The organism is Enterococcus sp. AZ078, from assembly GCF_051714985.1.
Lineage (GTDB): Bacteria > Bacillota > Bacilli > Lactobacillales > Enterococcaceae > Enterococcus_B > Enterococcus_B hirae.
The window spans coordinates 78,282-104,499 of the sequence record NZ_JBIOSW010000002.1; the positions used below are offsets into that span (position 1 = coordinate 78,282).

The window sequence follows — 26,218 nt, forward strand, 5'->3', positions numbered from 1 at the left end:
TTTAAGAGGTATACTTTCAGGGGACGCACATTTAATAAATAAAGCTGTAGCTACATACAGGATTCATTCGAAGAAATATTTCAAAAGAAAAATTTAGTAATAAGTTTATGGACAGGTGTTTAAATGGAAAAAATCTATTTATAATTATGCTATAAATAATTTTTAATTGGAATATGGTAAGCGATTGTTTAATTTTTTAATTAAATATGTCTACTTATTATTTTAATAGTTTTTCTAACTATAAATCGGTAAATTTACTTCGCATATTAAGGTGGGTTACATTAAAAGGATAGAGAATTCGTACTCATTTTTTATCAGTTTATTAAGAAGAAGTAAAATAAGTTTGGAGGGATAAAGTGAAAAGTAATTTAAAAACTAATTTTATATATAATTCTGCATATCAGATGTTGTCTATGATAGTTCCACTTGTGACTACTCCTTATATTTCTAGAGTTTTAGGTGCAGATGGAGTTGGAATTTACTCTTATAATTATTCGATTGCGGCCTATTTCGTTATGTTTATTCTTCTTGGTCTAAATAATTATGGTAATCGAGAAATAGCAATAGAAAGAAGCTGTAAAGAAAAAGTATCACGAAAATTTTGGTCAATATATTCATTACAAATACTTCTAGGAATATTTATAAATTTGTTATATTTTTTTTATTGCATTTTTATTGCTACGAATCAAGTAGTAGCGCTGACATTATTATTTTATACTTTATCAGGGATATTTGATATAAACTGGTTTTTCTTTGGGATGGAAGAATTTCGTATTACAGTTATTAGAAATACATTAGTAAAAATTCTTAGTACCGTAGCTATTTTTCTTTTTGTTAAAAAACCGAGTGATATAAATATATATACATTAATCTTATCACTTAGTTTCTTAGTTAGCCAAATCTTATTATGGCCATATTTGATAAAAAAAGTATATTTTTATAAGCCAAAGCTTTCAGAAGTAGTATCTCATATAAAGCCAAATCTATTTCTGTTTCTTACTGTAGTAGCTGTAAGTATTTATAGGACAATGGATAAGATTATGCTAGGATATTTAACTGATAATTTACAAGTTGGGTATTTTGAATCTTCAGAAAAAATTATTCAAGTTCCTATGCTCCTAATTACTTCATTAGGAATGATTATGCTACCTAGAATGAGCAATCTCGCAAACAATAAGAAAAGTATTGAAAGTAAAAAGTTAATAAACAAAAGTATTCTATTTGCAATGTTCCTATCCTCTTCTTTATGTTTTGGAATAATGGGGGTAGCAAGTGAATTTGTTCCTCTTTTTTTTGGTAAAGGTTTTGAAACTTGTATTTATTTATTTTGGATTCTGTTACCTAGTTGTCTTTTTTTAGCATTTGCTAATGTTGTACGAACTCAGTATGTTATTCCCAATAAATTGGACCAAATTTATGTGAAATCTGTTTTTATCGGTGCAATAGTTAATTTTTTATCTAATTCGTTACTTATTAAAAATTATTATTCTATTGGAGCTGCAATAGGCACATTATTAGCAGAAATAGCTGTGTGTGTATATATAAGCTATAAGATAAGAAATGATTTAGACATATCTTACATGGTATGGATTTCTGTACCTTTTATTATTTCTGGGATAATAATGTTCAGTGTATTATTAAATGTTAAATTACCCTTTGAAAGTTTAAGCTCCATAATGCTAGGGAAAATTTTGATAGGCGTTCCAATTTACATGGGTTCATTATTATTACAAATAATAATAATAAAATTAACAAAAAAAATTGTTTAATTTTTCCAATATAGAAGGCTTCTATATTGTTTATTGCTTCTTTATAAATATATCTAATAGAAGTTATGCTTCTATTATTTTGGGATGGGATAGGTTCTACTGGTGTATTTTTATTGATTAAAAAAATAGAAGATATATCATGATTACTCTGTACTAAATGTCTATTTAAAAGGGAAATGTTTAACTAAAAACATTTAGATCAAATTTGTTTGATCTATCGTAGCATACTTTACTATTCATCTAAAGAATGAATGTATTCATTGCCACGCCTCTCTTCGTAGGTGGTCAATCAATGACTTAACTTATCTAGATGGAAGAAAAGATGTTGTCAACAATAGAATCTTTTTACAACCTTTATTGCCAATACCTTGATCTCTGAAAAACATTATTTTATTAGTTAAAATGTTCCGGTTGTCTGCCTTCGCTCATTAAAAAGAACAAACTAATGATTAAAATTGCCGGCAAAAAAACATTTCTATTTCTTCGGTTTATTGAATCAGGAAAAATTTTTATCGTCCATTGAATCCTTTGAAACAAAGCTTGCCAAAAATCTTATGTTTCGATGAATTTAGCCTGTTCGTAGTGTGTCTAGCTCCATGAGCTTCATCCTGATGGACGGTGACACCTATGAACTACTGGATATTTTAGAAAATCGACGATTTCCCTGTCTAGAATGTTACTTTATGCGCTTCTCATCAGAGGTTCGAGAGGCGATTAAATTAATGTGTGCACCTCTTATGTTTCCTTAGTGAAAAAACAGTTTCTAACCGTGAAACTGATCATTGAACGATTCCACATTGTCCAGCATATCGGTAGAACATTTCGCAATCAACGAATCAAAGAAACGAATTCATTGCCTAAACGTTGATCTTCTTTCCAAAAAAGTATAGGGTGAAAGCTGAAAAGTTACTGGAAGCTTCTACAAAAAGAAGAGGAGAAACTGGATTATATCAAATGCCTTTGGCGAATCTATTTAAAGATTATTTAACTGAGAATGAAATAGTGGATCGCTTTCTCAGAGACTGTCCTAGTCTACGCACTAGTTATCAACTCTATCAAAACTTACTTTATGCAGTTAAAAAACGTGAAATCGAAACGTTTAAGAATATTTGAATGTGGAAAAAATAGACCTTCTTAAGATCTATAATACGACTTTGAAAACTTTCAAAGATTTTCTTCCACAAATTGAGAACGCTCTAGGTTTTAACTACTCAAATGGTCCTTTGGAGTGTTTGAATAATCATATCGAGGTATTAAAACGAAATGCCTATGAGTTTCGAAGCTTTTATAACTTTAAATTGCGAATCATGATTCGATATGTGAAAGCATTGCTCATAAAATAAAAAATGACCAGAAAGAAAAAATTTCTTTCTGGTCAAAATCATTCTAGGATATCTCTTCACCAACATCATTTGACAAAGAGCCTAAGAATTATAGTATCAAAATAGATCACTATATTAATCTCGTTGAAATAAATCTCTAGTGTATACTTTTTCTTTTACATCATTAAGAATACTATCATATCGATTAGCAATAATACTATGACTTATGCTTTTAAATTTTTCTAAATCATTTATTACTTTTGAACCAAAAAATGTACTACCATCTTTAAGTGTTGGCTCGTAAATTATCACAGTGGCTCCCTTTGCCTTGATTCTTTTCATAATACCTTGAATAGAAGATTGACGGAAGTTATCCGAATTACTTTTCATTGTAAGCCTATAGACTCCAATAATCACTTCTTTTTCTAGAGACAAATCGAAAGTATTGTCATCATCGTAAGAATAATATCCAGTTTTTTGAAGCACGCGGTCTGCTATAAAGTCTTTTCTTGTTCGGTTACTATCGACAATTGCACTCATCATATTTTGAGGTATATCGTTATAGTTAGTTAGAAGTTGCTTTGTGTCTTTTGGTAAACAATAGCCACCGTATCCAAAAGAGGGATTATTGTAATGAGTGCCAATTCTTGGATCGAGACATACTCCATTGATAATATCTTTGGTATTTAATTCTTTCATTTCTGCATAAGTATCAAGTTCATTGAAGTAAGATACTCGAAGTGCAAGGTAAGTATTAGCGAATAATTTAACTGCCTCAGCTTCTGTGAATCCCATGAAAAGAGTTTCGATATCTTTTTTGATTGCTCCTTCTTGGAGTAAATCTGCAAAAGTATGAGAGGCTTCTAGTAAAGTTTTGTCATTTTGGTCCGTGCCAACAATAATTCGCGAAGGGTATAGATTGTCATATAATGCCTTAGATTCTCTGAGAAATTCTGGACTGAATAGAATATTTTTAGTATTGTATTTTTCACGAATGCTTTCGGTATAGCCTACAGGTACCGTCGATTTGATAACCATTATTGCTTTTGGATTGACTGCTAATACCAATTCAATTACTGATTCTACAGCAGAAGTGTCAAAATAATTTTGTTTACTATCATAATTTGTTGGGGCAGCAATGACAACAAAATCAGCTTTTTTATAAGCGGTTGCTCCATCTGTCGTTGCAATTAAATTAAGATTTTTTTCAGCTAGATATTTTTCAATGTAATCGTCTTGTATTGGCGATTTCTTATTATTGATTTGTTTTACTTTTTCAGGAATAATGTCTACTGCTGTTACCTGATTGTGCTGAGCAAGAAGAATAGCAATGGAAAGACCTACATAACCAGTACCAGCTACAGCAATATTCTTCGACTGATGTTTTGTTCTGTTTGATTTATTTGATTCATTTATAAATAGATCTGTTGGTTCAAAATTTAGAACTTCGGCTAATGATTCTAATTGTTGTATTGAAGGGATAAAATCGAGAGATTCTAATCGACTAATTAAGGCGCGGTTGATACCAGTAGCTACTGCAAGTTTTTGTTGTGTCATTTTTAGAGATTTTCTAGAATCAATAATGATTTGAGCTAAACGTTTTTGAGATAACTTTTTCATGATATACTCCTTTTTGTTACTATTAATAACAAATGATTTTTTCTTCTATAACAGAATAGCTTATTATTAATAAATATGTCAATTTTTTTATTGATTAAAAAGATATTTTTTAGTTTTAAGTATTTTCACTTATTTTTTCGTTACTTAAAGTAACCTTGTAGATTGTGAATAACCTTATACATAAAAAGTTTCCGTGAGTCCCTACAATATAAAGAATAAAAAAATGTGATGTTTTAAACTGTAACCAACCACAATAAACTGCTTCTCAATTCTCCCCCATACGCAATACATAGGCGTCAAGCAGAATTCTCGCGATGATCTGGAGAGACAAACGTGACCGTACTTCATAATCAGGGAAATAAGAACCTTCTGATTTGAAACCTACGAGATTGATCTCGCAATAGTCTTTCAGTGTAGAGGAATGATTGGCTGTAACTAGAATTGAACCAATCTCTGCATCATAGCAATTCTTTGCGGCAGTGACGAGTTCTTTTGTCTCGCCGTTTAAAGAAACAAAAATAACGCTGTCTTTCTTAGTTAGTTTTCGACTGATGCTTTTGATAATCTCTGGATCAGTATGCATTTGACAATTTTTTCCTGTTAATTGAAGTTTTACCAGCATTTCTTGGCCAATCATTTCTGAAAATCCTCGGGCAAAGACAAAAACCCGGTCAGCAAATTTGATTATTTGTATCGCATCCTCAATATTTCCGATTTCCAACATATTGATCGTACGTACCACTTCTTGTTCATTTTTTAGAATGGCTCGGCGGATGCCTTTGTCTACTTTATCTAAGAAAGAAAAATTGATGTTCTTGTTTTCTCCTTCTTTTAGATGATACTTAAACGAAGTAAACCCTTCATAGCCTTTCTTTTTCATTGTCCGCACAATGGTGGCTGTTGAGACATTTGCTTGTTCACTTAGATTCACAATGGAGTAGTTAGGGATCTCTAGGATATGGTGTTCGATAAAGTTCCAGAGGTACTGTTCTGTTTCACTTAATTTGTGATCCATATTCTTTCCTTCTTTCACCAAAAGTTAGTTAAAAAATAGGCTCTTTGTCAAATGATGTTGGTAAAGAGAAATCTTAGAATAATTTGGGCAGAAAGAAGAAAAACTTCTTTTTGTTCTTTTTATTTGGTTAAAATGGTTTTACCGTGGCAGATCATGATCCGTCGTTTGAAATGATAAAAATTTCGAAACCCATAAGCATTGCGTTTTAATACTTTAATAGGGTTGTTTAAACATTCTAGTGGTCCATTTGAATAACTGTAGCGGAGGGCATTTCGGATCTGTGGCAGAAACTTTTAAATGTTCGCAAAGTTGTCGCATAAGTTTCAGGTAGCTGGCTGATTTCTCTGGATAAACAGTCCTCAAATAGTGAATGATCTCTTTTCTTTACTGCATAAAGAACATCTTGATATAACTGATAGCCTTGTCGTAGATTGGGACAAGTAGCTAACAATCGGTCGACAATCTCACTTTCAGTTAAGTAATCTTTGAAACTGGCACGCCAAACCCGTTTTTCATCGTTCAACTTTGCTTCTTCTTTTTGTAGGAGCTTCCAATAACGTTTCATTTTTTTACCAAGTCCACGTTGGTATTGAGAAGTACTTTTAAGTCGTGCATTGGTTTCCTTCACTCGGTGGTTTAAAAAAGTTCTTCCTATATGTTGGACAATATGGAAACGATCAATCATCAACTGAGCATTTGGGAAAAGCTTTTTAACCAATGAAACATAAGGTGCATACATATCAATAACAATGAATTCAACGGCTTTTCGAGTCACTAAGGAAAACCGAGAAAAATAGCGTTCTAAATAAGGCAATCGTCGATTTTCAACAATGTCTAGTAGTTCGTGCCTTTGTCCATCCATCATAATAAAACTCATGGCACTTGCGACACTTCGAACTGATTTGAATTCATCAAAGCATAAGACCTTTGGTAAAGTCTGTTTGAAAGGGTTCAATGGGCGGTAAAATCTCTTCATGACACGATAAACCGAAGAAGTGGAAATATTTTTCTGACGAGCGATTTCCGTCATCGAAGTATTCTCTTTTAAGCGAGTAACGACAGACCAACGAACTTTTTGACTAATAAAACAGTGTTTCTCAGCGACAGAGGTATCCGCTACGAAGGTGCGTTGACAAGTCTTACATTTGAATCGTTGTTTCTTCAATTCCAGATAGGTCCGATATTCAGACACGTCATTAAGTAACAACCGGACGGTTGTCGTCCCCCAACGAATGATCTTAGAGGGGACGACACAAAGACAATGAGGACACTCTTCGGGCGTGTATTGAAGAGTACCTTTGTAAATCAAGCAAATTTGCCCTTTATATCTTTCTTTGGTTAAACAATTTTCCTCGAAATAGATATTTAGGTCTAGAATATTTAGGGTATCTTTGATAAGCTGAGTATAAGACATCTTGAATCCTCCTATGAATTGGTTAGCCAAATTAATTCTAAAGGATTTCAGGGTGTCTTTTCTATGTTTTTACATCATAAAAAAGATGTTGGTGAATTTCACCAACATCAAAAAGTATAGAGCCAAAACTAAACGAAAGGTTTATTTTAAAGCACCACCAACTGTCCATAAGAAAATTGGCATAGGAGATATTGTGATCTTTTCTGTTAAAGGAAAAAAGTACCATGTATTAATTATCCAAGTCTATAAACCAACAGAATTGAATAGAGAAGTATCTTTTATCCAACCGAATTTTAAACCATTTTTTTGAAAAAAGCTGCGAAAGGTTTTCAAAAGACAGACTATATCACTATACCAGAAGAAAGTAGAGTAATTTCTAATCAAAAGCAACAAGAAAATCGTAAACGTCCGTTTAAAATAAGAAAAACAAGTAAATAAGTATTTATTTATCAATAGATAAAATAGATTTAGTAGTACTTGAAAAAGTTAGAGAATAAGTATATTTGATTGATATTTATAATCATGTTAATATCTAAGAGAAAAAGAAATTCAAGATGAAAACCAAAGATCACTAGCGGGCTGGCTAGTGATCTTCTTTTAGGCTCTTTGTCAATAAGGAACGATGAGTTGTGAAAAATAAAATCTGGGTCAGAATGAATCTCATTCTGGCTCAGATTTTTTGTTATCTTACTTTGATTAATTGATTGATCAAAAAGATTCTAATTCTCATGTTCTTAAATGATTTAAATCCGTAGGATACTCGTTTCATTGTCTTTATGTGGGTGTTTTTCGCTTCAATTTTTCCATTGGAGTAAGGATAGATCATCGCATTGGTGATGCCTTCTTCATAGGTCAGAAGGTTTTGAAGCTTCTCCCGAAAGCTCTCATCTAATGTTTCGGGAAGTTCTGCCAATAAGGAGAAAAACAAGTCAGGGTCTTTGTCTCTAAAGGCTTCAACTAGTTCATGAAAAAAGGGATACGCCTCCTTCAGGGGCGTGGAAGAGCCAAGCAACCGATCAATCACTACTTTCGCATTTGGCAGAACACGTTTGGTGAGCTGGAATTAGGCGGCGTTCATGTCTGTAACCAAGAATTCTACTTCTTCTGGATTGGTACAACCTAAGAAGTAGCTTGTTAATCGAGGTAATTTATGCAAGACATCAATTAATGGTTTATAGCTACTCGTTTTTGTTTTTCAGAATATTTTGATCTTTTTCGGTGCTCCTGACGAAGATCTTCGTAAATCAAATATTATTTATACTACTACTGGCGTAATACACTAACGGATGGATAATCTACGAATATTTCTCTTAATATTTTTTTGTTCAAAATTATGTCTGTACCCCCAAATTATATTTTTACTCGATTCTTTACAAATTAATATATATAAAATATATATAAAATGCATTTTAATATTTGTTCATCTTAAAGGAAAAATCGTAAAAAAGATAGAAATTATCTAATCAGTTTCTATCTTTTTTTGTCTTTTTAGGGCGAAAACATCAAATATATTTTGCTTAAAAGAAATAAAAATGCTGGAATTTAACAGACTTGGTTTATTTTTAAATATTTTCTGGTTAACTAAAAGTTAACGAATTTTTTCATAATCATAAAGTTTATTTATCTGATAAATTTTAATTAATCCGAGAGGATTAAAAATAAAAAATAGAAAAGGAGAATTTGAGTGAAAAGAATTAGACTATTAGGAACAACTTTATTGGCTTCTACAACATTGTTAGGAGCAGGACAAGCATTTGCAGCAACAACTGGTACTACCGCAGCTCCAGCTAGTACAACAACAGAGGTTCAAGCTACATTAACGCTACCAAATGATGGTGGTGAGAACCAAGATCCTCCTTCATCAGTAGATTCGCAGAATCCAAGTGATCCTGGTAACAAATCAAATAATCCAACTCAAGCTTTTGGCATTGCCTATCAACCTAATGTATTTAAATTTGGAACTCAAACATTAAAAGATAGTGGGGCTCAAGAGTTTACAGCTACAGTTCCAACTTCAGGGGATAAAGCTTTCCATGTAGGTGTTAAAGATAAAACTCGTGAAACAAAAGGTTGGACACTAAATGCTTCTTTAACAGGAGATGTTGCTAATATACCAGGAGTTAGTATGAGCCTAGGTAATAGTACTGGTACAGTAAAGGAAAACACTAATACTGGATTAGTAGAAGCTCCATCAGGATCAGTTAGAGGACAATCAACAATTGAGCTTTCTAAAGATAGTGGTAATGTTCCTGTTATGATTGGACAAAATGATTTTCTTCACAACTCAATTTATGACTATCAACTAGGAACTCCAACGTTAAAAATCGCTAATGCTAAAGTAGTTGCAGCAAAAGCTTATACTGGTGCTGTGAACTGGGATTTATCTGTAGTTGCTAACTAATTTTTAGGAATTTAAAAAGGAAAAGAGTATTCTTTTCCTTTTTTGTAATAATAACCGCTCTACCTAAAGGAACATTATTATTATAAAAAGCAAAAGGAGATTCAGGTTAATTGAAAAGACTAATAAATTTTTTAGGAATTAGTGGGTTACTTATTGGGATGATTTCCTCAACTGTTTATGCAAGTGAAGAAACAGAACTTGGAGGATATACAATTGAAGGAATACAAAAAGAGAATCAATTAGATCCTAAAGTAGGTTATTTTTATTTGCATGAGAATGTAGGTTCAGAAGATTCCGTAAAAGTAAAATTAATAAATTCATCTGAAAGAGATAAGAGACTTAACATCAAAATAACAAATGCTAATACAAATGGCAATGGCATAATTGATTATACAGGGAATTTGAAAGATCATTCTTCCCTAAAAACGCCATTAACTTCAATCGCTAATGCCACAGAAAAAGAAGTGGTTGTACCAAAAGAAAGTTCAGTAGAAGCGGAGATTAAAATAAAAATGCCAAAAGAACAACTTTCAGGAGTTGTCGTTGGTGGGATTGTAGTATCAGAAAAACAGCCAGAAAGTTCTTCTAAAGATAAAATTGCTCTAAGAAATACCTATAGTTATACATTAGGTTTAGTGGTTACGAATGAAAATAAAGTCGAACTGGATAAAAATATTTCTGTAGAATTAGATGGAGTAGAAGCTACTCTATCTGATGGGAGAAAAATAGTTCAAGCCAATATTTTAAATCCGAATCCTTATATCTTTGGGGAAGCAACAATTTCAGGGGAAATTGTGGATAGTTCCACAAACAAAGTAATTAAAAAAACGAAAAAAGAAAAGGTTAAAATTGCTCCACAATCTGTTTATCCACTCCGATTTGATTGGAAAAAAGAAGATTTGAAACCAGGTGTTTATTGGTTTTTTGGAAAAGTAAAAACAAGTGATAAGGAATGGAATTTAAAAAAGAAGTTCACAATTTCTAAAGAAAAAGCTAAAAGAATCAATGACGAATCAGTATTTAAAGTGCAAATTCCAAATTGGTTAAAATATGGTTCAGTTGTGATCAGTATTTTGACTGTTCTTTTCACGATTTTAATTATAGTAAGGATGAGGAAAAATGAGAAGTTATAAAAGGTGGATATTTTCGTCATGTGCGATTTTAGGAATTGCTGTTTTGAATCTAAATAATGTCATTTACGCTGATACAGTGAATTGTGAGAAAACACAAGTGAGTATAATTTTGAAACGAAAAATTCTTCCAGTGCAATTACCGGGAGGGAATATTGATGGAAATGGGAGTCAGCTTGTAACGTCCAGTGCCAATACATTTACGATTGCAAAGCCAACGGAAAACCAACAAAAGCATTTACCTAAAATGGGAACTATTTTCAATAATTGTAGTTTATGGGGAGTCTTTTTAGTAGGATTGCTTTTCTTGAATAAAATTATTAGTAGAAGTAAAAAATACGATAAGGAGGAAAAAGGATGTATTTACCGGCTATTGCATTAAATATATTGGGATTAGTATTTTTTGTAGTAAATATTATTTATTTTTTAAAAGAATACTCGTTAGTGATCATTCAATCTGTGAGTAAAAAAATATTGGTTCTTAATCTTATGGGGCTTATATTTTCTTTTTTCATGATTCTTAGTGGAATTACTTATTTTGTTTTAATTAATAGTCAATTGTAAGAGAGGAAGTGAAAATGTGAAATATAAGTATAAATATTTAATTTTATCTTTTATTACGATTGGAAATTTAGTATCTAGTCCAGTATTCGCTTTGACAGGAGAAACAAAGACGAGTGAATCGACTACAACTACAACAGAAACTGTACCAATAACAGAAAGCTTGAATAAGGAAACGGACAAGAAAACTAATTCATCAAGTATGCCAGAAGTATCGGAAGACACTTGTAAGGAAGAAAATACAAAAAATACATCTGTTGTAGAAAATAAAGAGAACTCAAAAGAAGAGAAAGCGAGAAAAGTAAAATTTAGCAATTCGAAAGCGATCAAAACAGAATCTAGTAATTGGCAAGTAGAAGATAAGGGAAACTATGTGCTTCTTAAAAAATATACGGGATCTGGTAAGCATATTGTGGTACCAGGTGATTTTTATGGAAAGCCAACAAAATTAAAGGGGATTGATAAATCTGTTTTTCCGAATATGAATTCAGCAAAAAGTTTCGAAGTATTACTGAGATATGATGGAGCAAAGGTAGGATTGGAATCTCAAACATTGGATAGTGCTTTCGAGAACACGTCTTTTGAGAGTATAAATCTTTCAGGTCTGGATACTAGCAACGTAACGAATATGAGAAGTATGTTTCGTAGCTGTCATGTTCTGACAAATTTGGATTTGAGCTGTTTTGATACTAGTAATGTAACGAATATGATCGGCATGTTTGAGTACTGTACTTCCCTAAAAAGTTTGGATTTAAGCCATTTTGATACCAGTAATGTAACGAATATGGTTTCTATGTTTTATGGATGTAACGCCCTGGCAAGTTTGGATGTAAGCCATTTTGATACCAGTAATGTAACGAATATGGTTTCTATGTTTTATGGATGTAACACCCTGGCAAGTTTGGATTTAAGCCATTTTGATACCAGTAATGTAACGAATATGGCCAACATGTTTTATGGATGTAACGCCCTGGCAAGTTTGGATGTAAGCCATTTTGATACCAGTAATGTAACGGATATGAGTTCTATGTTTTGTGGATGTAACGCCCTGGCAAGTTTGGATGTAAGCCATTTTGATACCAGCAATGTAACGAATATGAGTTCTATGTTTTATGAATGTAACGCCCTGGCAAGTTTGGATGTAAGCCATTTTGATACCAGTAATGTAACGAATATGCCCGGCATGTTTGAGTACTGTACTTCCCTAAAAAGTTTGGATGTAAGCCATTTTGATACCAGTAATGTAACGAATATGCTCGGCATGTTTGGTAACTGTTACACCCTGAAAAGTTTGGATGTAAGCCATTTTGATACCAGTAATGTAACGAGTATGAGTTGTATGTTTGCTAACTGTTACACCCTGAAAAGTTTGGATTTAAGCCATTTTGATACCAGCAATGTAACGGATATGAGTTGTATGTTTTATGGATGTAAAGCCCTGGCAAGTTTGGATTTAAGCCATTTTGATACCAGTAATGTAACGAATATGAACAACATGTTTTATGGCTTGAACGACCCGGGTGGAATAGTAATTATAACAAAGGACTTTAAAATATCAAATTATGCCTTTCCAGGTGACGTTAGATCATTAGTTACCCCAGTATTAGTTGCAAATGGGGGGCGTTTTCCAACTACGGTTAACAAATATTACTTTACCAAGATAGTGTATACACCAGAAGAATTTGGAAAAATAAACACAGTAACTGCTTTTGAGCAATTCAAAAAAGAAAATATTCCAACAAAAAATGGAGTAGATTTCCTAGGATGGGAGCTAATAAGTGGAAATGATTCCAGTGCTCAAAATGTTTATCCTGATTTATATGGAGTGGAATATCGAGCAAAATGGGGAAAGAAGGATTATGGTAAGATCCAAATTCCTTCACAAGATACAGATAATGTAAAACCAGATCATTCGAGCATTTATGGAATAGCATATATGCCAAAAGTATTTAATTTTGTTTCTAAATTAGAAGATTCAGGAAATCAAATCATTCCATTAACAAATGCAGGTTCACATAATTATCATGTAGCAGTCCGAGATCAGCGAATGATTAAAGATTCTTGGGTTTTACAAGCACAATTGATGTGGGATGGAAAAGAAATACCGGGTGCTGAAATACTCACTTTACATCAAGGAAATAACGTATTAAAAAATATAAATAATGGAGAAAAAGATTTTACTAACAATGATTTAATTGAATGTCCAACGAATGATGTTAGTGGTGTTCAAAAAGTAGTTATCGGAAGTAGTGGACCGATTCCGATAATGACTGCACAAGATGTGGAACATAATGCTGTTTATGATTATGATTTAGGAAATGTAACGTTAAGAATACCAGAAACGAAATATGTACAACCAGGAAAGTATTCTGGAAACATAGAGTGGAATTTAATCAAGGGACCATAGTATAGTAGTCGCCCATCTTCTAATAGGTGGGTGATAAATGCTGTTTCGTTATTATTGATTTTGTTATACTTTTTGATAGTTGAAAGATTGATAATGATAAATTTAATTCTAAACTAAAGCGTTAACAACCTAAGCAATCAAGACATTCGATGCTAGTTACAAAGAAAAAATAGCCAAATACTTTTTTTAGTCAAATTAATATTCATGAGTGGACTTGTTTCGCGGATTATATTTATCATGATAGAGACATCGATACTGGTAGCTCAACAAGATCCCGCTTTAAATGTTAAAAAACTTTATTAAGCGGGGGAGCTCACTAGGATATAAAATATCAATAAAGTGGGAGATAGAAAAAGTGATTGAAAACTATATTGAAAAAGATATCATGAGGCAAGTTAAAATTCTTGAATATTTATTTGAATTGAAGAAGATAGATATTCAAGAAGTTGCTGATTTGTTAGAAATTAGTAAAGTAACTGTCAAACGTGATATCGAAAAAATTTTATCAATTGATTCTCGAATTCGATTAATAAAGGAAAATTCTTCAACTATAATTGTTGATTTTTTGTCAGGAGCAACTAGGTATGAGCTTGTAAAAAAAATTTATGAACAATCTTTTTTCTTGAAAATTTGTGCATGGTATTTAAAGGGAGAACGAAACTATTTAAAAATTTCAGAAAGAGAACATATATCAGTTTCCAAATTTTTTTCTTTAAAAAAAAAGTAGAAGATTTTTTTAAAGATTTTGAAATTATGACAGAAGACGGACAATTTATTGAAGATGAATTTAAATATCGTTTGGTTCTGATCACTATTTGGATGAGGACTGATTTATTTGATACTATGCTTGATCAAGTAATATATAGTAAAGCTGAACGGTTAGTTCAAAAATTTATGCATGTTTTTTCTAATAAATTAAATTTTAGAGAAAAATTCTTTTTTACATTAAATATATATTTGACATTTAAAAGAAAAAATAAGTATTTAAAAATTCCTAATCAGGAGTTCAATTTGATTTATAAAAAAATTTTGTATAAAGAAGTGGAAAATTTATTAGTGCCATATGGTTTTAGCAAGGACGAAATTGCTTATATTGCAATTATATATAGATTACTAGAACAAAATTTAAGCAACTACCATTATTTAAAAATGGAATATAGTCAAATTCGAAAATCTCATATATGTCATATTCCCGAATTAGTAGAACTAGTTCACACTTTTGAGACTGAATTCAATCGAGACTTATTAAATGATATAATGTTTGAAAAAACATTTATACAATTTCTTTCTTCTATTTTCTTAAATCGCTTCATGTTTTTAGTTGAAAAGCATCATTTTTTTGATAAGAAGCAACAAAAAATCTATAAAAAAGTTGAACGTATAGTTAGAGAATGGAGCAAAAAACATAGCTACAAAATTTTTCTTGATAGTCAAGCAGTAGAAAAATTTTGTTTACAAACTACAGAATTATTAATTAGTGACTTTTCTGAAATTTTGGATGTTTTTATTGTTGCTGAAGATGAATTTTCCCATATTGCTTATCGTGAATGGATTCTTAGAAAATTAAATACAGAACATATAGTTATAGACAATGGTTTATATTATTCTCTAGATTCTTTGCCAGTATATATTGATATAAATAGTAGCATTATTATATGTGAAAGAGCTTTAGCAAGTTTTCCTTTTCAAGAATATAAAGAAACAAAAATGTTTCCAGTTTCCTTATTTTCAATCAATAAAGATTTACAACTATTTTTTAACTATGTATGTAATCAAAAATAGTAAAGAAGGTGAAATATTGAAAAATTATCCTATATATTTAAGTGAAAATGAATATTTTAAATATTTTGAAGATAAATATAATGATTCACTATTTTATAAAAAATATCCTTTGATTTCTGCAAGAATTAAAGTATTGTGTGACCAAATTAAAGAAAAAGTATATTCAAAACAAATGGAAAATTTCTTTAAATTACATGCAGAAATTTTAGGACTAGATGCTCAATTACAAATTATATTATTACTTTTAAATATTGAAGTAGAACTTTCTGAGGAAGCAATTTTGAAATGTTCAGAAAAAGATTATCGAATATTCATTCAGGAATTCTGTGAAGATAAAGAAATATGTAATCATTCATTATATTTTTCTGTTATTTAACTTAATTCATTCAGAAGTAACCAATCCTTTGTAGGTTGGTGATTAATTCAGCTCTTTGTCAAATGATGTTGGTAAAGAGAAATCTTAGAATAATGGCTCTATACTTTTTGATGTTGGTGAAATTCACCAACATCTTTTTTATGATGTAAAAACATAGAAAAGACACCCTGAAATCCTTTAGAATTAATTTGGCTAACCAATTCATAGGAGGATTCAAGATGTCTTATACTCAGCTTATCAAAGATACCCTAAATATTCTAGACCTAAATATCTATTTCGAGGAAAATTGTTTAACCAAAGAAAGATATAAAGGGCAAATTTGCTTGATTTACAAAGGTACTCTTCAATACACGCCCGAAGAGTGTCCTCATTGTCTTTGTGTCGTCCCCTCTAAGATCATTCGTTGGGGGACGACAACCGTCCGGTTGTTACTTAATGACGTGTCTGAATATCGGACCTATCTGGAATTGAAGAAACAACGATTCAAATGTAAGACTTGTCAACGCACCTTCGTAGCGGATACCTCTGTCGCTGAGAAACACTGTTTTATTAGTCAAAAAGTTCGTTGGTCTGTCGTTACTCGCTTAAAAGAGAATACTTCGATGACGGAAATCGCTCGTCAGAAAAATATTTCCACTTCTTCGGTTTATCGTGTCATGAAGAGATTTTACCGCCCATTGAACCCTTTCAAACAGACTTTACCAAAGGTCTTATGCTTTGATGAATTCAAATCAGTTCGAAGTGTCGCAAGTGCCATGAGTTTTATTATGATGGATGGACAAAGGCACGAACTACTAGACATTGTTGAAAATCGACGATTGCCTTATTTAGAACGCTATTTTTCTCGGTTTTCCTTAGTGACTCGAAAAGCCGTTGAATTCATTGTTATTGATATGTGTGCACCTTATGTTTCATTGGTTAAAAAGCTTTTCCCAAATGCTCAGTTGATGATTGATCGTTTCCATATTGTCCAACATATAGGAAGAACTTTTTTAAACCACCGAGTGAAGGAAACCAATGCACGACTTAAAAGTACTTCTCAATACCAACGTGGACTTGGTAAAAAAATGAAACGTTATTGGAAGCTCCTACAAAAAGAAGAAGCAAAGTTGAACGATGAAAAACGGGTTTGGCGTGCCAGTTTCAAAGATTACTTAACTGAAAGTGAGATTGTCGACCGATTGTTAGCTACTTGTCCCAATCTACGACAAGGCTATCAGTTATATCAAGATGTTCTTTATGCAGTAAAGAAAAGAGATCATTCACTATTTGAGGACTGTTTATCCAGAGAAATCAGCCAGCTACCTGAAACTTATGCGACAACTTTGCGAACATTTAAAAGTTTCTGCCACAGATCCGAAATGCCCTCCGCTACAGTTATTCAAATGGACCACTAGAATGTTTAAACAACCCTATTAAAGTATTAAAACGCAATGCTTATGGGTTTCGAAATTTTTATCATTTCAAACGACGGATCATGATCTGCCACGGTAAAACCATTTTAACCAAATAAAAAGAACAGAAAGAAGTTTTTCTTCTTTCTGCCTAAATTATTCTGGCTCTTTATCAAATAATGTTGGGAAAAAGAAATCTTAGAATAATTAGGACAGAAAGAAAACTTCTGGTTCTTTTTCAATAAGGACTGATGAGTGGTATAAAATCAAAATTGAGTCAGAAGGAACCTCATTCTGCCCCAGTTTTGATTTTTTATAATTTTTACTTTATAAGATTCTATTTTTTAAGCTGGAGTCGTTTCGGAAACAATCCAAGAAATAGTATCTGAATAATTTTTGCTTAAATCAATTGGAGGGTTTGTATTACCAGGTATTGGAGAACCAAAAAGTATATAGCGTGATAACGGTGATTTTGTGTTTCCTTAAGCTGATTAAGTAAATGTAATTTTTTTAAGATCAGTTGCTTCAGCAGCATTATTTTTCATTTTATCAGTTAAAGCAGTAGGTTCTGCAGCACCTTGTTCCGTTTATTCACTATATAACCATGTCCAATCCTTACCATCAGAAGTTTTGACTAGCATATATCCATCGCTATCTACATATTGAGGAGTATCGTTGACACTGAAGGTACGATCCTTAGAAGAATCTTCAAAAGATTTACCATCTGCATCTACAATTGCTAGTTGTCCCATACCATACTTAAATGTGACATTATCAGATTTATCTTCCTTTGTTTCATTGATTGTTGCAGGAACAGAGATTCCCCAATCTTTTGGTTGAGGGGCGGTACCTGTATAAGAAACTACTGTATTACCCTCTTTTGTAGTGTCCGCATGTACGGGCCAATTATGAAATTCTTAAAGCAGAGATCCCCATAATTGCTGCTGCTCCTAATGTGATCATTTTACTGTTCATACATTTATTCTCCTTTTTTAAGGAAGAAAAATTAATCATGTTAAATAACTTTTTTACAGATGAGAAAAAATATTTTCAGTTTTTTGAAGAGAAATATTAGAACTGCTATTTTCATAAGAATTATTCACCAATTGCTTAAAGAATGGAAGAAATATGTGAAGAGATCAAAAAAATTCATAGTATGGAAAGCATATACAAATTTTTTATTACAAATATTACCTAAAAAAACTAGAGATATTTATTTAAAAAAGTTCAACTTTTCTAAAAATTATTGGTTAAATAAAGGTGGTTCATTACCTTTAGATGTTGTGGAAGAATTGAAAAATTTTGATGTTTCATTTGTAGATTTAGGCAAACCAAATAATAATAGAAAGTATAAAACTGAATATTACTGGATTAAATTTTATGATTGTCTTGATGAGGTACCGGTTAAACATTTTCGATTGATTCCATCGTATAAAAGAATGTGTATTGAAATTCTAAAAAATGAGACATCCTGTCGATATATTTTTTTCTCAAACAAAGGATGAATTACAAAAGAAAGAAGAAACAATAAAATTATGGAAAACAGAAGAAATTTATAAGTCCTGTTTATAAAGTGTGTAGAATTCAGATAAATAAAATACGAGCAAATGATTATAATTCTAATAATGTAGCTCCTACGGAACTAAAATTATTAGAAAAATCAATTTTAGCAGATGGTTGTACAATGCAATTGTCTGTTATTATGTAAATGAAAAGAATTACTATGAAATTATTGATGGTTATCATAGATATTTAGTAATGAAAAAGTTAAAAGAGATTGCAGAAAGAGAAGAAAATCATTTGCCAGTAGTTATCATTGATAAACCAATAGTCGATAGAATTGCCAGTACAATTCGCCATAATCGAGCAAGAGGTAGATCATATGGTAGAAATTATTCAAAAGTTAGTAGGATCAGTAGTAAGTGATCAATGGATTATATAACAAACTTGGGTATGGACAAAGACGAGCTATTAAGGTTGAAGCAGATTAGCGGATTAGTTTCTTTGTTTGCAAAGGAAGATTTTTCTGAAGCATGGGAAGAGATATAATTATTTACCTTAATTTAAATTTAGGCAGAAGTTGCTGCCATCCATTCTTAAGTTAAGTAATGAAATATTTGATGATGTTAAAGATACTTTTGAAAGAATTTTAGAATTGTACCATTGGAGATTCTGAGAAGAATACAAACCCAAGTATATAGAAAATTATAGTTTTCTATATACTTGGGATTTTTACAAGTTATATCTGGATCAATAAGAACCATGGAGTATTTAATTGTAATGGTCCACCAATATGTGGAGAAATATACTAAACTGAAATTTTCAGTTATGGTATAATGTTTATGCTGTCTGCTACCCCGGCCTATTCTGGCAAGGGGAGGAGGTTGTATAATGAATTACCTTTTCGATATGTTTTTTGCAATTGTAGCAGAAGTAATCGCGCATTACATCTGTAAATGGCTTGATTGCAAAATTATTGCCAAAAAAGACAGTAAGCCTACCCGTTAATCTGAAAAGAACGTAAAAGAAAACCACTAGCCCGCCAGCTAGTGGTTTTTGGTGTATAATGAATTATCTTTTCGTTAAAACAATTATACCATATCTATTAATAATTACAATCAATTAAATACAATAGATAAAGTTTGTTTTTTGCAATTGCGGCAGAAGTAGCAGCCCCTACATCTGTAAATAGCTTGATTGCAGAATTGTCAAAAAAGACAGTAAGCCTACCCGTTGATCTGAAAAGAACGTAAAAGAAAGCCACTGGCCCGACCGCTAGTGGCCTTCGGTCGTAATATGAACCTGTTTTTGATAATTTTATCATAGCATATATTCTGTTAATTGTAATCAGGCAAATACTTGTTTGTAAACTTACAAATAAGTGCAATTTTCAAGTCTACTCTTTTAAATAGCTATAGCAAAACAAGTTAATAAATTACCCCTTAACATCTGCTTAGATTTTTAGGCTAAATTATGTGTTCTTTGGTTATTGCTGCTCCCCTTCTTACTCTCTTAAACACTTAACTAGTTACATTCACTTATTTTCAATTATTTAATTATATAGAAAGATTGTTCTTTCTATATAATTAATATAAAAAAACTCTAAAAGATTTTTTTGGAGGGTCAATCTTATTTAGATAAATTCAACTTTTAATTCTTTTCCCATAGCATGAGCAATTGCTGATAGCTTCTCAAAAGATACGTTATCCCCACGTTCAATTCGAGCGATAGTTGCTTGAGTGGTCTCTGCACGTTCAGCTAGCTCAACTTGTGTTAGTCCCGCCTCTTCTCTTGCTTTATATAGTGCTATAGCAGTTTGCAGTTTCTCCCCTTCACTCTGATAAGCTTCTGCAAAGGCGGTATCTTTTTTCATATCTTTAATTAAATCATCTATCTTCATTTTCAAACCATTCCTTTCTTAATTCCTTTGCATGATATATTTCTTTTTTGGGCGTTTTTTCTGACTTTTTTGTAAAGCCATGTGTGATTACATATCGCCCATTTTCAACATGAAAATATAACCCTCTTTGAATATTTGAACCAACTTTACTTCTCAATTCATATAAATTGGTATCTATTTTTTTAACCCATTTAAAACGTTGTGCGACTAACAGGCCATTTACTTCTGTTTCTTTGATAGTTCTTAATAATTTTGCACGATCTTTAATAGGCAAAGCGGTAACCCACTCTAAAAATTCATCATGTCCATTTGGTCGTTTATAAGTTTCGAATTCTATCTTATCCATGCACTTATTATATCATATATTTTATTTATTTCAATTTTTGTGTATAAATTAATTGACAAGCAGCTCTCGAATTGGTATAGTCCAATTGTAGAGTTACTTCTCTCCCCTACTATTTGAAAGGATGAATATAATGAAAAATACGGAAATATATATAAAAATAGATGAAATATTGCTTCATATGCCAGCTTATATAAAAGATTTTGTTCAGGAACGTGAGAATAAAGATCAATCTCCTCGTACAACGCTAGAATACTTGAAAAATTATAAACTCTTTTATAATTGGTTATTGGGCGAAGCTATTGTTGCTGATACTTCCATCGCATCAATAAAGCAATTAACAGCCTATGATTTAAATCTATATAAGTCCCGCTTGAAGCGTCGCGCAAAAGAAAATGTCAAAAAAGAATCCACTAAATCTCAACTTGAAGACAATAATAACTTGGGCTTATCGATCCCTACTATTAACCGAAACATCACGGCACTAAAAGTTTTGTTTAAGTACCTTTCTACGAGCTCGAATAATCCTTTAGGAAAGCCATATTTAGAAAAAAATCCTATGGACCAAGTATCTACTATTGCAGATAAAACAACTTTAGCTGCACGTGCAAATGCTATAGAGAAAAAATTATTTTTAGAAGATGATACGCAAAACTATTTGGATTATATCGCAGTGGATTATAAGAACACTTTGAGTAAAAGAGCGTTAGTTTATTATCAAAGAGATATTGAAAGAGATCTTGCCATAAATGCTCTTATTTTAGGGTCTGGATTGAGATTATCAGAAGTTGTAAATATTAATTTGGAAGATCTATCTTTAGAGAAGAACAATGTCGTAGTGACTAGAAAAGGAAATAAAAGAGATGCTGTGAATATAGCAGCTTTTGCTATGGAATACATAGCAAATTATTTAGCCATTCGAAAAGAACGGTATAAAGCTTCAGACGATGAAAAAGCCTTTTTCCTAACAATCTATCAAGGAGAAGCAAAACGAATCTCAGGGATTGCTATAGAAAGAATGGTAGCAAAATATTCGAAAGGCTTCAGGGTCCAAGTCAGTCCCCACAAACTACGTCATACGTTGGCCACTAGACTCTATCAACAAACCAATTCTTTAGTACTTACGGCACAACAATTAGGACACTCTAGTACTAATACAACAACTTTATATACCCATATAGACAACGCAGCTACGATTGATGCTTTGAACGCTTTATAGATGTAGTAAACAAGTATAATAATGAAGCTTCCCTCTAAAATTAGACAAAAACCTAACTTTAGAGACAAGCTTCACTACCGTTTTTATATTACTAAACTACCAGTTGCCAATCAGAATAACTGATATAAAATCTCTTAAATAAAGCTTGAAAAATCAAGAAAAAAATTGTGATTGTTAAAATACTATGCAATTAATAAACCAGTCCACAATACTAACATAATAAAAGGAGAAGTATTCTTATTTCCCTCAACAATAAATGAAGACTTTTTTATTGTTAATAGTTTATTTTTCGATTATTGGATATGAGACTCGCATTCAGAAACCATAGAAAAAAATGTATATGTTTTAAATATTAAGATGAGCGTTATAACTTGTGACTGTAAGTTATTTGTTATTTAAAGTTAGGGACAGTGCCAATTGTTTTAATTTCAAAGGCTTTTTTTATATCTTCTAAATTAGAAGATATTTGTTTATCAATATGGACTATATTACCTTTTTTATATTTTCTTATATTATCTTTAGCTAAAACATTAAATACATATCCTTGAAATTGTATCGAGTTAGCAGGATTTAATTTAAATTGAGGAACTTTCACCACAGCTGATTCAAAACATTTGTCACACTTTTTTATTTTTTTACCTTTGTAAAAATATTCGATTGAATAATCTATTTGACACGACTCATTTGGTAGGATATGTATGTCAATGTTTTTCATCTGTTTCATAGGTATTTCAAAATCCAAAGCATTAAAAACATATAATTCTCTGTAATTATTTACATCTAACTCTACTAAATTTGTCTTTGGAACAATAGAACCTCCGCCCATTCCTCCATAATAATCATTATCAACTACAATATTTTGTTCTATCTCTGGTATTCTATTATAAATGTTACTAAACGTTTTAAATACTTCCAAAAATTCAGTTATCTTCATTCATCTTACCTTCTAAGTTTTCATTATAGTTATTTAATTATACACGAAAAAACTAATATCTAAATTATCCTCCCAATTTAAATCCACGCAACGAAGCACCTATCTCATCTTCGGTAATTCCGATATATCTTTTTGTAATTGCTTGAGAACTGTGATTGAAAATGAACATTAAGGTAGCAATATCTTTCGTTCTCTTATAATAATGATACCCGAAAGTTTTTCGTAAAGTGTGTGTCCCTATATCTGTTCTTTCTAGCTTCTTGGCTACATCAGCATAGATTTGATACACGCGATCTCTAGTGATATGCCCTCCCTGCTGCCTGCTTGGAAACAACCATTCATGATCTTCTTTTCCTTCAGTGTAAATTGAAATTTCTTCTCTTAAATTATCTATAAAAATTGGCTTTCTCTTCCCTGTTTTTTGTTCGACAATTACAGGCTTATCTATTCCACAAATGTCCCCTACCCTAAGTTTTATAATATCAGACATTCGCAAACCATTATTTATCCCAAATAGAAACAAAAAGCTATCACGTTCAGCGTAAGTTGTTCTTCGTAGCCAGAATTGAAAATCTTGAATCTCTTCCATCGTTCGCAGCGGTTGAACATTATAGTTCAAATTGTTCACCTTCTTAAAAATATTCTGAGTTCTTTATTTTAGTTATATATTAACATAATCATAAACTGATAGATACTAAGATTTAAAAGTCAATAAAATCAATGAGATGAGTTTATGATTTTATATCATTTCAGTAACTCAGAATATTCTGGAAATAACAAACAAAAAAAGTGTTTTTTGCTTAGGAGCATTCTGAGCGCGTTTCAGTTTTTTTGTTGAAGGATTACCCAAATAAGGCCTTAAAATGTACGCAGATAAATTGGGATTTTAGTCAGCATTCTAATGGTTAAATTAGCCATTTTTTATGGAGTAAATATATAAGTAAATTTTGTCATAATTACAAAATATAGGCTAGTTTCCTACTTATAGATCAGTTTATATAGTATCAATCAAGCTATTTTGATATTTAAATAATCCAATAAAAAGGTAATAACATACTACCTTAATCTGTAATTGAGGTAGTATGTTATGTTGATTTAGAATCCAATTCGTCATAATATATTTGAAAAAATGGAGACTAAGGAATACTGCTATATTTTAAATATTATGGAAAATGAATAATATACTACTTTAATTAATAAACTACTACCCTAATTGTGAATTAAAGTAGTAGTTTATTAGTGTCCATAGTATAATTTTAATTATTGAGGCTGAAAATCAAACAGATTTTTTAGCTATCCCTATAAGTTTTTACCAGGTACATTAATAGCAATGTTGGTAGCATTAAATATTTAAAGAGGTAGAGGATATTAAGTTATATACCATATAAAAGATCATATGTAATGATACTTCTAAATATGTATAAAGTACTACCCTAATTTGTAATTAAGGTAGTACTTTATCAATGTTTATAGTTCATCCCCCAACTATCATGTAGGAATGTTTCAGTCTCTTGTTCTATTTCTTCTACTGTGCGAATGATAGTACCATCTGTGTCTATTTCAGGAATTGTAGGTTTCTTTTTTCTAAATAATTCAATATCACGCATAACATTATTAAAAAGATCTTGTTTATCTTCTTGAGTCAAATGCTGCTTGATATACTCATCAAGTGCTTTTCTTAATAACTCATCCCTAGTAAGATTTGTTTCATATTTTTCGACCATTACTCTAGAGGTGGCGTTCAGTAGTGGTGATAGCTTCAGGGGCATTTGGGCAGAAAAAGAACGATCAAATTTTCTTATGGGAGCCCCTACCCCTTTTGACTTCTTAGGAGGAACTGTTTTTTTTGTTGGCCTTTTTGGTGATTGAACAGAATCTGTAACATTAACTTTTTGAGCTTCAGTAGTTTCTTTACTAGTAACAATGGCACTTTCACCAGCAGTTATTGAATCAACGGAAATTTTTTTCGATTCTTTTCTTGCAGCATTTCCAGCTCGTATTTTATTTAAACCTTTATTTGGCTTAAAGATACCTAGATCTTTTATATCAGCCATTGGATCCCCCTCCTACTCGTACCAAGTTTCATGTTCAACAAGTTCATCATATATATTGATAAAAAGTTCATGAGAACGTCTATCCCACTGTTTTAGCTTACCAGCTTTAGTCAATTCCATAGTTATTCCTGATCCATCATAACGTTTTAATCTTGCATTTTTAAGTACTACATTTTTCAATAGATGATCGCCGTAAATTTTTTGAGCCTCTGCATACATTTCTTGATCTACGGCATCTCCACTCTCAAGCATAAAAGGAATGACTCCAGCAACCTTTAAAGTTGTATCAAATTCATCAACAAAGAAGTCCATGTATTCTAAGTATTGCATAGCATTTCGCATAGATTTTACTTGTGTTTGCAAAACAACAATCGCGAAATCAGCTATATACATTGCGGATTTACTATAAACAGAAATTGAAGGTGGTACGTCCAGATAAATCACGTCAAATTCTTCTAATAAAGGTGCCAATCTTTTTTCCATGTAAAGAAGTTTATCTGAAGAATCTGAAAACTGGTCTTTGATCCAATCATCGTAAAGTTCAAAACTCATATCAGCTGGTAATATATATAGATTATCTACTACTTTATATACAGCTTTTTCTGGATCAACACGAGTATCATTGACTACTACCTTATCCCAGTTGACTTTCCCATTTTTTTCCAATCCTAGTTCTAGAGGAGGCGTTCCAACAAGAACGTCAGTAATTGTATATTGATAATCTAACGGTTCACCATCTCCACCACCATCTTCAACTGGAAAATTCATATGGGTTAAACTCATAACATCTGAAGTATTCCCTTGCATATCTAAATCGATGATCAATGTTTTTTGTTTTTTTGCCACGGCAGATTCAAAACCTAACATTTGGGCGCAAGTGCTTTTTCCAACGCCACCTTTAAAGTTACCAATTACAAATTTTTTGGACAATCTCTATCACTCCTTTATCTATTATATACTACCTTTTTTAATATGATAACATACTACTTTAATTAAATCTATAAAATATAATATATACTACCTTATTATTTTTAAATTATAAAATATATAAAGAAAGCTTATTTCAAGACATAAATA

24 protein-coding genes and 4 pseudogenes are annotated in these 26,218 nt (G+C 31.5%); 18 read left to right on the forward strand and 10 right to left on the reverse strand.

Annotated features, from left to right (window positions below; all coding sequences use genetic code 11):
- Positions 1 to 356: 356 nt before the first annotated feature.
- From IGJ18_RS14075 to IGJ18_RS14090, 4 genes are all read left to right on the forward strand, one after another.
- On the forward strand, positions 357 to 1,769 hold the full coding sequence (locus tag IGJ18_RS14075; protein ID WP_010738100.1) for a flippase: 1,413 nt from the start codon (positions 357 to 359) through the stop codon (positions 1,767 to 1,769).
- A 748-nt stretch (positions 1,770 to 2,517) separates the two neighbouring features.
- Complete coding sequence (locus IGJ18_RS14080; protein ID WP_325822163.1) at positions 2,518 to 2,637, forward strand: hypothetical protein; 120 nt, start codon at positions 2,518 to 2,520, stop codon at positions 2,635 to 2,637.
- A gap of 23 nt (positions 2,638 to 2,660) precedes the next feature.
- Positions 2,661 to 2,882, forward strand: coding sequence for a hypothetical protein (locus IGJ18_RS14085; protein WP_025479000.1), 222 nt, complete (start codon positions 2,661 to 2,663; stop codon positions 2,880 to 2,882).
- A gap of 2 nt (positions 2,883 to 2,884) precedes the next feature.
- Positions 2,885 to 3,112, forward strand: coding sequence for a transposase (locus IGJ18_RS14090; protein WP_169301969.1), 228 nt, complete (start codon positions 2,885 to 2,887; stop codon positions 3,110 to 3,112).
- A gap of 114 nt (positions 3,113 to 3,226) precedes the next feature.
- On the opposite strand, the gene IGJ18_RS14095 is transcribed toward IGJ18_RS14090, so the two are convergent.
- The 3 genes and pseudogenes from IGJ18_RS14095 to IGJ18_RS14105 all read right to left on the reverse strand — a co-directional run bounded on the left by IGJ18_RS14095 (position 3,227) and on the right by IGJ18_RS14105 (position 7,140).
- The gene (locus IGJ18_RS14095; protein ID WP_181916668.1) at positions 3,227 to 4,711 is read right to left on the reverse strand and encodes a nucleotide sugar dehydrogenase; all 1,485 of its coding nucleotides are present in this window, start codon (positions 4,709 to 4,711) and stop codon (positions 3,227 to 3,229) included.
- Positions 4,712 to 4,976: 265 nt separating this feature from the next.
- Entirely contained in the window at positions 4,977 to 5,726 is a 750-nt protein-coding gene (locus tag IGJ18_RS14100) for a MurR/RpiR family transcriptional regulator (protein WP_136771189.1), read from the reverse strand.
- A 119-nt stretch (positions 5,727 to 5,845) separates the two neighbouring features.
- A pseudogene (locus IGJ18_RS14105) lies at positions 5,846 to 7,140 on the reverse strand (ISL3 family transposase).
- A gap of 85 nt (positions 7,141 to 7,225) precedes the next feature.
- On the opposite strand from IGJ18_RS14105, the gene IGJ18_RS14110 reads away from it, so the two are divergent.
- Entirely contained in the window at positions 7,226 to 7,450 is a 225-nt protein-coding gene (locus IGJ18_RS14110) for a hypothetical protein (protein ID WP_438843484.1), read from the forward strand.
- Positions 7,447 to 7,578, forward strand: a complete 132-nt coding sequence (locus tag IGJ18_RS14115) for a hypothetical protein (protein ID WP_438843485.1) — start codon at positions 7,447 to 7,449, stop codon at positions 7,576 to 7,578. Before IGJ18_RS14110 ends, IGJ18_RS14115 begins: the two co-directional genes overlap by 4 nt.
- A 244-nt stretch (positions 7,579 to 7,822) precedes the next feature.
- On the opposite strand, the pseudogene IGJ18_RS14120 reads toward IGJ18_RS14115, so the two are convergent.
- Positions 7,823 to 8,308 (reverse strand): annotated as a pseudogene (locus tag IGJ18_RS14120) (transposase); the annotation flags it as partial.
- A gap of 516 nt (positions 8,309 to 8,824) precedes the next feature.
- On the opposite strand from IGJ18_RS14120, the gene IGJ18_RS14125 reads away from it, so the two are divergent.
- From IGJ18_RS14125 to IGJ18_RS14175, 11 genes and pseudogenes are all read left to right on the forward strand, one after another.
- A complete protein-coding gene (locus IGJ18_RS14125) occupies positions 8,825 to 9,541 on the forward strand; it encodes a WxL domain-containing protein (protein WP_325822159.1) in 717 nt (238 codons plus the stop codon).
- A gap of 110 nt (positions 9,542 to 9,651) precedes the next feature.
- On the forward strand, positions 9,652 to 10,674 hold the full coding sequence (locus tag IGJ18_RS14130; protein ID WP_325822158.1) for a WxL protein host-binding domain-containing protein: 1,023 nt from the start codon (positions 9,652 to 9,654) through the stop codon (positions 10,672 to 10,674).
- The gene (locus IGJ18_RS14135) at positions 10,661 to 11,053 is read left to right on the forward strand and encodes a hypothetical protein (RefSeq protein WP_325822157.1); all 393 of its coding nucleotides are present in this window, start codon (positions 10,661 to 10,663) and stop codon (positions 11,051 to 11,053) included. The genes IGJ18_RS14130 and IGJ18_RS14135 overlap by 14 nt, the downstream gene beginning before the upstream one ends.
- 198 nt (positions 11,054 to 11,251) lie before the next feature.
- Positions 11,252 to 13,639, forward strand: a complete 2,388-nt coding sequence (locus tag IGJ18_RS14140; protein ID WP_438843486.1) for a BspA family leucine-rich repeat surface protein — start codon at positions 11,252 to 11,254, stop codon at positions 13,637 to 13,639.
- A 355-nt stretch (positions 13,640 to 13,994) separates the two neighbouring features.
- Positions 13,995 to 14,366: a helix-turn-helix domain-containing protein gene (locus IGJ18_RS14145; RefSeq protein ID WP_438843487.1), complete on the forward strand. Its 372-nt coding sequence runs from the start codon at positions 13,995 to 13,997 to the stop codon at positions 14,364 to 14,366.
- Between the two features lie 26 nt (positions 14,367 to 14,392).
- Positions 14,393 to 15,421: a hypothetical protein gene (locus IGJ18_RS14150; RefSeq protein WP_438843488.1), complete on the forward strand. Its 1,029-nt coding sequence runs from the start codon at positions 14,393 to 14,395 to the stop codon at positions 15,419 to 15,421.
- Between the two features lie 16 nt (positions 15,422 to 15,437).
- Complete coding sequence (locus IGJ18_RS14155; protein ID WP_438843489.1) at positions 15,438 to 15,797, forward strand: DUF7006 family protein; 360 nt, start codon at positions 15,438 to 15,440, stop codon at positions 15,795 to 15,797.
- 218 nt (positions 15,798 to 16,015) lie between these two features.
- Positions 16,016 to 17,310, forward strand: a pseudogene (locus tag IGJ18_RS14160) (ISL3 family transposase).
- A gap of 556 nt (positions 17,311 to 17,866) precedes the next feature.
- Positions 17,867 to 18,031, forward strand: coding sequence for a hypothetical protein (locus tag IGJ18_RS14165; RefSeq protein ID WP_154650183.1), 165 nt, complete (start codon positions 17,867 to 17,869; stop codon positions 18,029 to 18,031).
- Positions 18,032 to 18,225: 194 nt separating this feature from the next.
- Positions 18,226 to 18,696, forward strand: coding sequence for a DUF3440 domain-containing protein (locus IGJ18_RS14170; RefSeq protein WP_438843490.1), 471 nt, complete (start codon positions 18,226 to 18,228; stop codon positions 18,694 to 18,696).
- Positions 18,697 to 18,746: 50 nt separating this feature from the next.
- Positions 18,747 to 19,240 (forward strand): annotated as a pseudogene (locus IGJ18_RS14175) (IbrB-like domain-containing protein).
- A 1,084-nt stretch (positions 19,241 to 20,324) separates the two neighbouring features.
- Here the strand turns inward: IGJ18_RS14175 and IGJ18_RS14180 are convergent.
- Together IGJ18_RS14180 and IGJ18_RS14185 are read right to left on the reverse strand one after the other, a co-directional pair.
- On the reverse strand, positions 20,325 to 20,591 hold the full coding sequence (locus tag IGJ18_RS14180) for a helix-turn-helix domain-containing protein (protein WP_010738094.1): 267 nt from the start codon (positions 20,589 to 20,591) through the stop codon (positions 20,325 to 20,327).
- On the reverse strand, positions 20,578 to 20,937 hold the full coding sequence (locus IGJ18_RS14185) for a type II toxin-antitoxin system RelE/ParE family toxin (RefSeq protein WP_438843491.1): 360 nt from the start codon (positions 20,935 to 20,937) through the stop codon (positions 20,578 to 20,580). The genes IGJ18_RS14180 and IGJ18_RS14185 overlap by 14 nt, the downstream gene beginning before the upstream one ends.
- Before the next feature lie 130 nt (positions 20,938 to 21,067).
- Here IGJ18_RS14185 and xerS point away from each other — a divergent pair, with 130 nt between their 5' ends.
- The gene (gene xerS / locus IGJ18_RS14190) at positions 21,068 to 22,153 is read left to right on the forward strand and encodes a tyrosine recombinase XerS (protein ID WP_136771190.1); all 1,086 of its coding nucleotides are present in this window, start codon (positions 21,068 to 21,070) and stop codon (positions 22,151 to 22,153) included.
- Positions 22,154 to 22,544: 391 nt separating this feature from the next.
- On the opposite strand, the gene IGJ18_RS14195 is transcribed toward xerS, so the two are convergent.
- The 4 genes from IGJ18_RS14195 to IGJ18_RS14210 form a co-directional block, all read right to left on the reverse strand.
- Positions 22,545 to 23,087 (reverse strand): hypothetical protein, encoded by a 543-nt coding sequence (locus IGJ18_RS14195; protein ID WP_438843492.1) that lies wholly within the window; start codon positions 23,085 to 23,087, stop codon positions 22,545 to 22,547.
- Between the two features lie 64 nt (positions 23,088 to 23,151).
- Entirely contained in the window at positions 23,152 to 23,706 is a 555-nt protein-coding gene (locus tag IGJ18_RS14200) for a tyrosine-type recombinase/integrase (RefSeq protein WP_010738090.1), read from the reverse strand.
- A gap of 841 nt (positions 23,707 to 24,547) precedes the next feature.
- The gene (locus IGJ18_RS14205; protein WP_010738089.1) at positions 24,548 to 25,141 is read right to left on the reverse strand and encodes a hypothetical protein; all 594 of its coding nucleotides are present in this window, start codon (positions 25,139 to 25,141) and stop codon (positions 24,548 to 24,550) included.
- A gap of 12 nt (positions 25,142 to 25,153) precedes the next feature.
- Positions 25,154 to 26,071, reverse strand: a complete 918-nt coding sequence (locus IGJ18_RS14210) for a ParA family protein (RefSeq protein ID WP_010738088.1) — start codon at positions 26,069 to 26,071, stop codon at positions 25,154 to 25,156.
- Between the last annotated feature and the right edge of the window lie 147 nt (positions 26,072 to 26,218).

What these genes read in the sequence shown, in the direction of transcription:
- IGJ18_RS14095 (WP_181916668.1), bottom strand. Translation starts at nt 4,711, where the DNA reads ATGAAAAAGTTATCTCAAAAACGTTTAGCTCAAATCATTATTGATTCT.
- IGJ18_RS14100 (WP_136771189.1), bottom strand. Translation starts at nt 5,726, where the DNA reads ATGGATCACAAATTAAGTGAAACAGAACAGTACCTCTGGAACTTTATC.
- IGJ18_RS14110 (WP_438843484.1), top strand. Translation starts at nt 7,226, where the DNA reads ATGTTGGTGAATTTCACCAACATCAAAAAGTATAGAGCCAAAACTAAA.
- IGJ18_RS14135 (WP_325822157.1), top strand. Translation starts at nt 10,661, where the DNA reads ATGAGAAGTTATAAAAGGTGGATATTTTCGTCATGTGCGATTTTAGGA.
- IGJ18_RS14150 (WP_438843488.1), top strand. Translation starts at nt 14,393, where the DNA reads ATGACAGAAGACGGACAATTTATTGAAGATGAATTTAAATATCGTTTG.
- IGJ18_RS14170 (WP_438843490.1), top strand. Translation starts at nt 18,226, where the DNA reads ATGAGAAAAAATATTTTCAGTTTTTTGAAGAGAAATATTAGAACTGCT.
- IGJ18_RS14180 (WP_010738094.1), bottom strand. Translation starts at nt 20,591, where the DNA reads ATGAAGATAGATGATTTAATTAAAGATATGAAAAAAGATACCGCCTTT.
- IGJ18_RS14185 (WP_438843491.1), bottom strand. Translation starts at nt 20,937, where the DNA reads ATGGATAAGATAGAATTCGAAACTTATAAACGACCAAATGGACATGAT.
- xerS (WP_136771190.1), top strand. Translation starts at nt 21,068, where the DNA reads ATGAAAAATACGGAAATATATATAAAAATAGATGAAATATTGCTTCAT.
- IGJ18_RS14195 (WP_438843492.1), bottom strand. Translation starts at nt 23,087, where the DNA reads ATGAAGATAACTGAATTTTTGGAAGTATTTAAAACGTTTAGTAACATT.
- IGJ18_RS14205 (WP_010738089.1), bottom strand. Translation starts at nt 25,141, where the DNA reads ATGGCTGATATAAAAGATCTAGGTATCTTTAAGCCAAATAAAGGTTTA.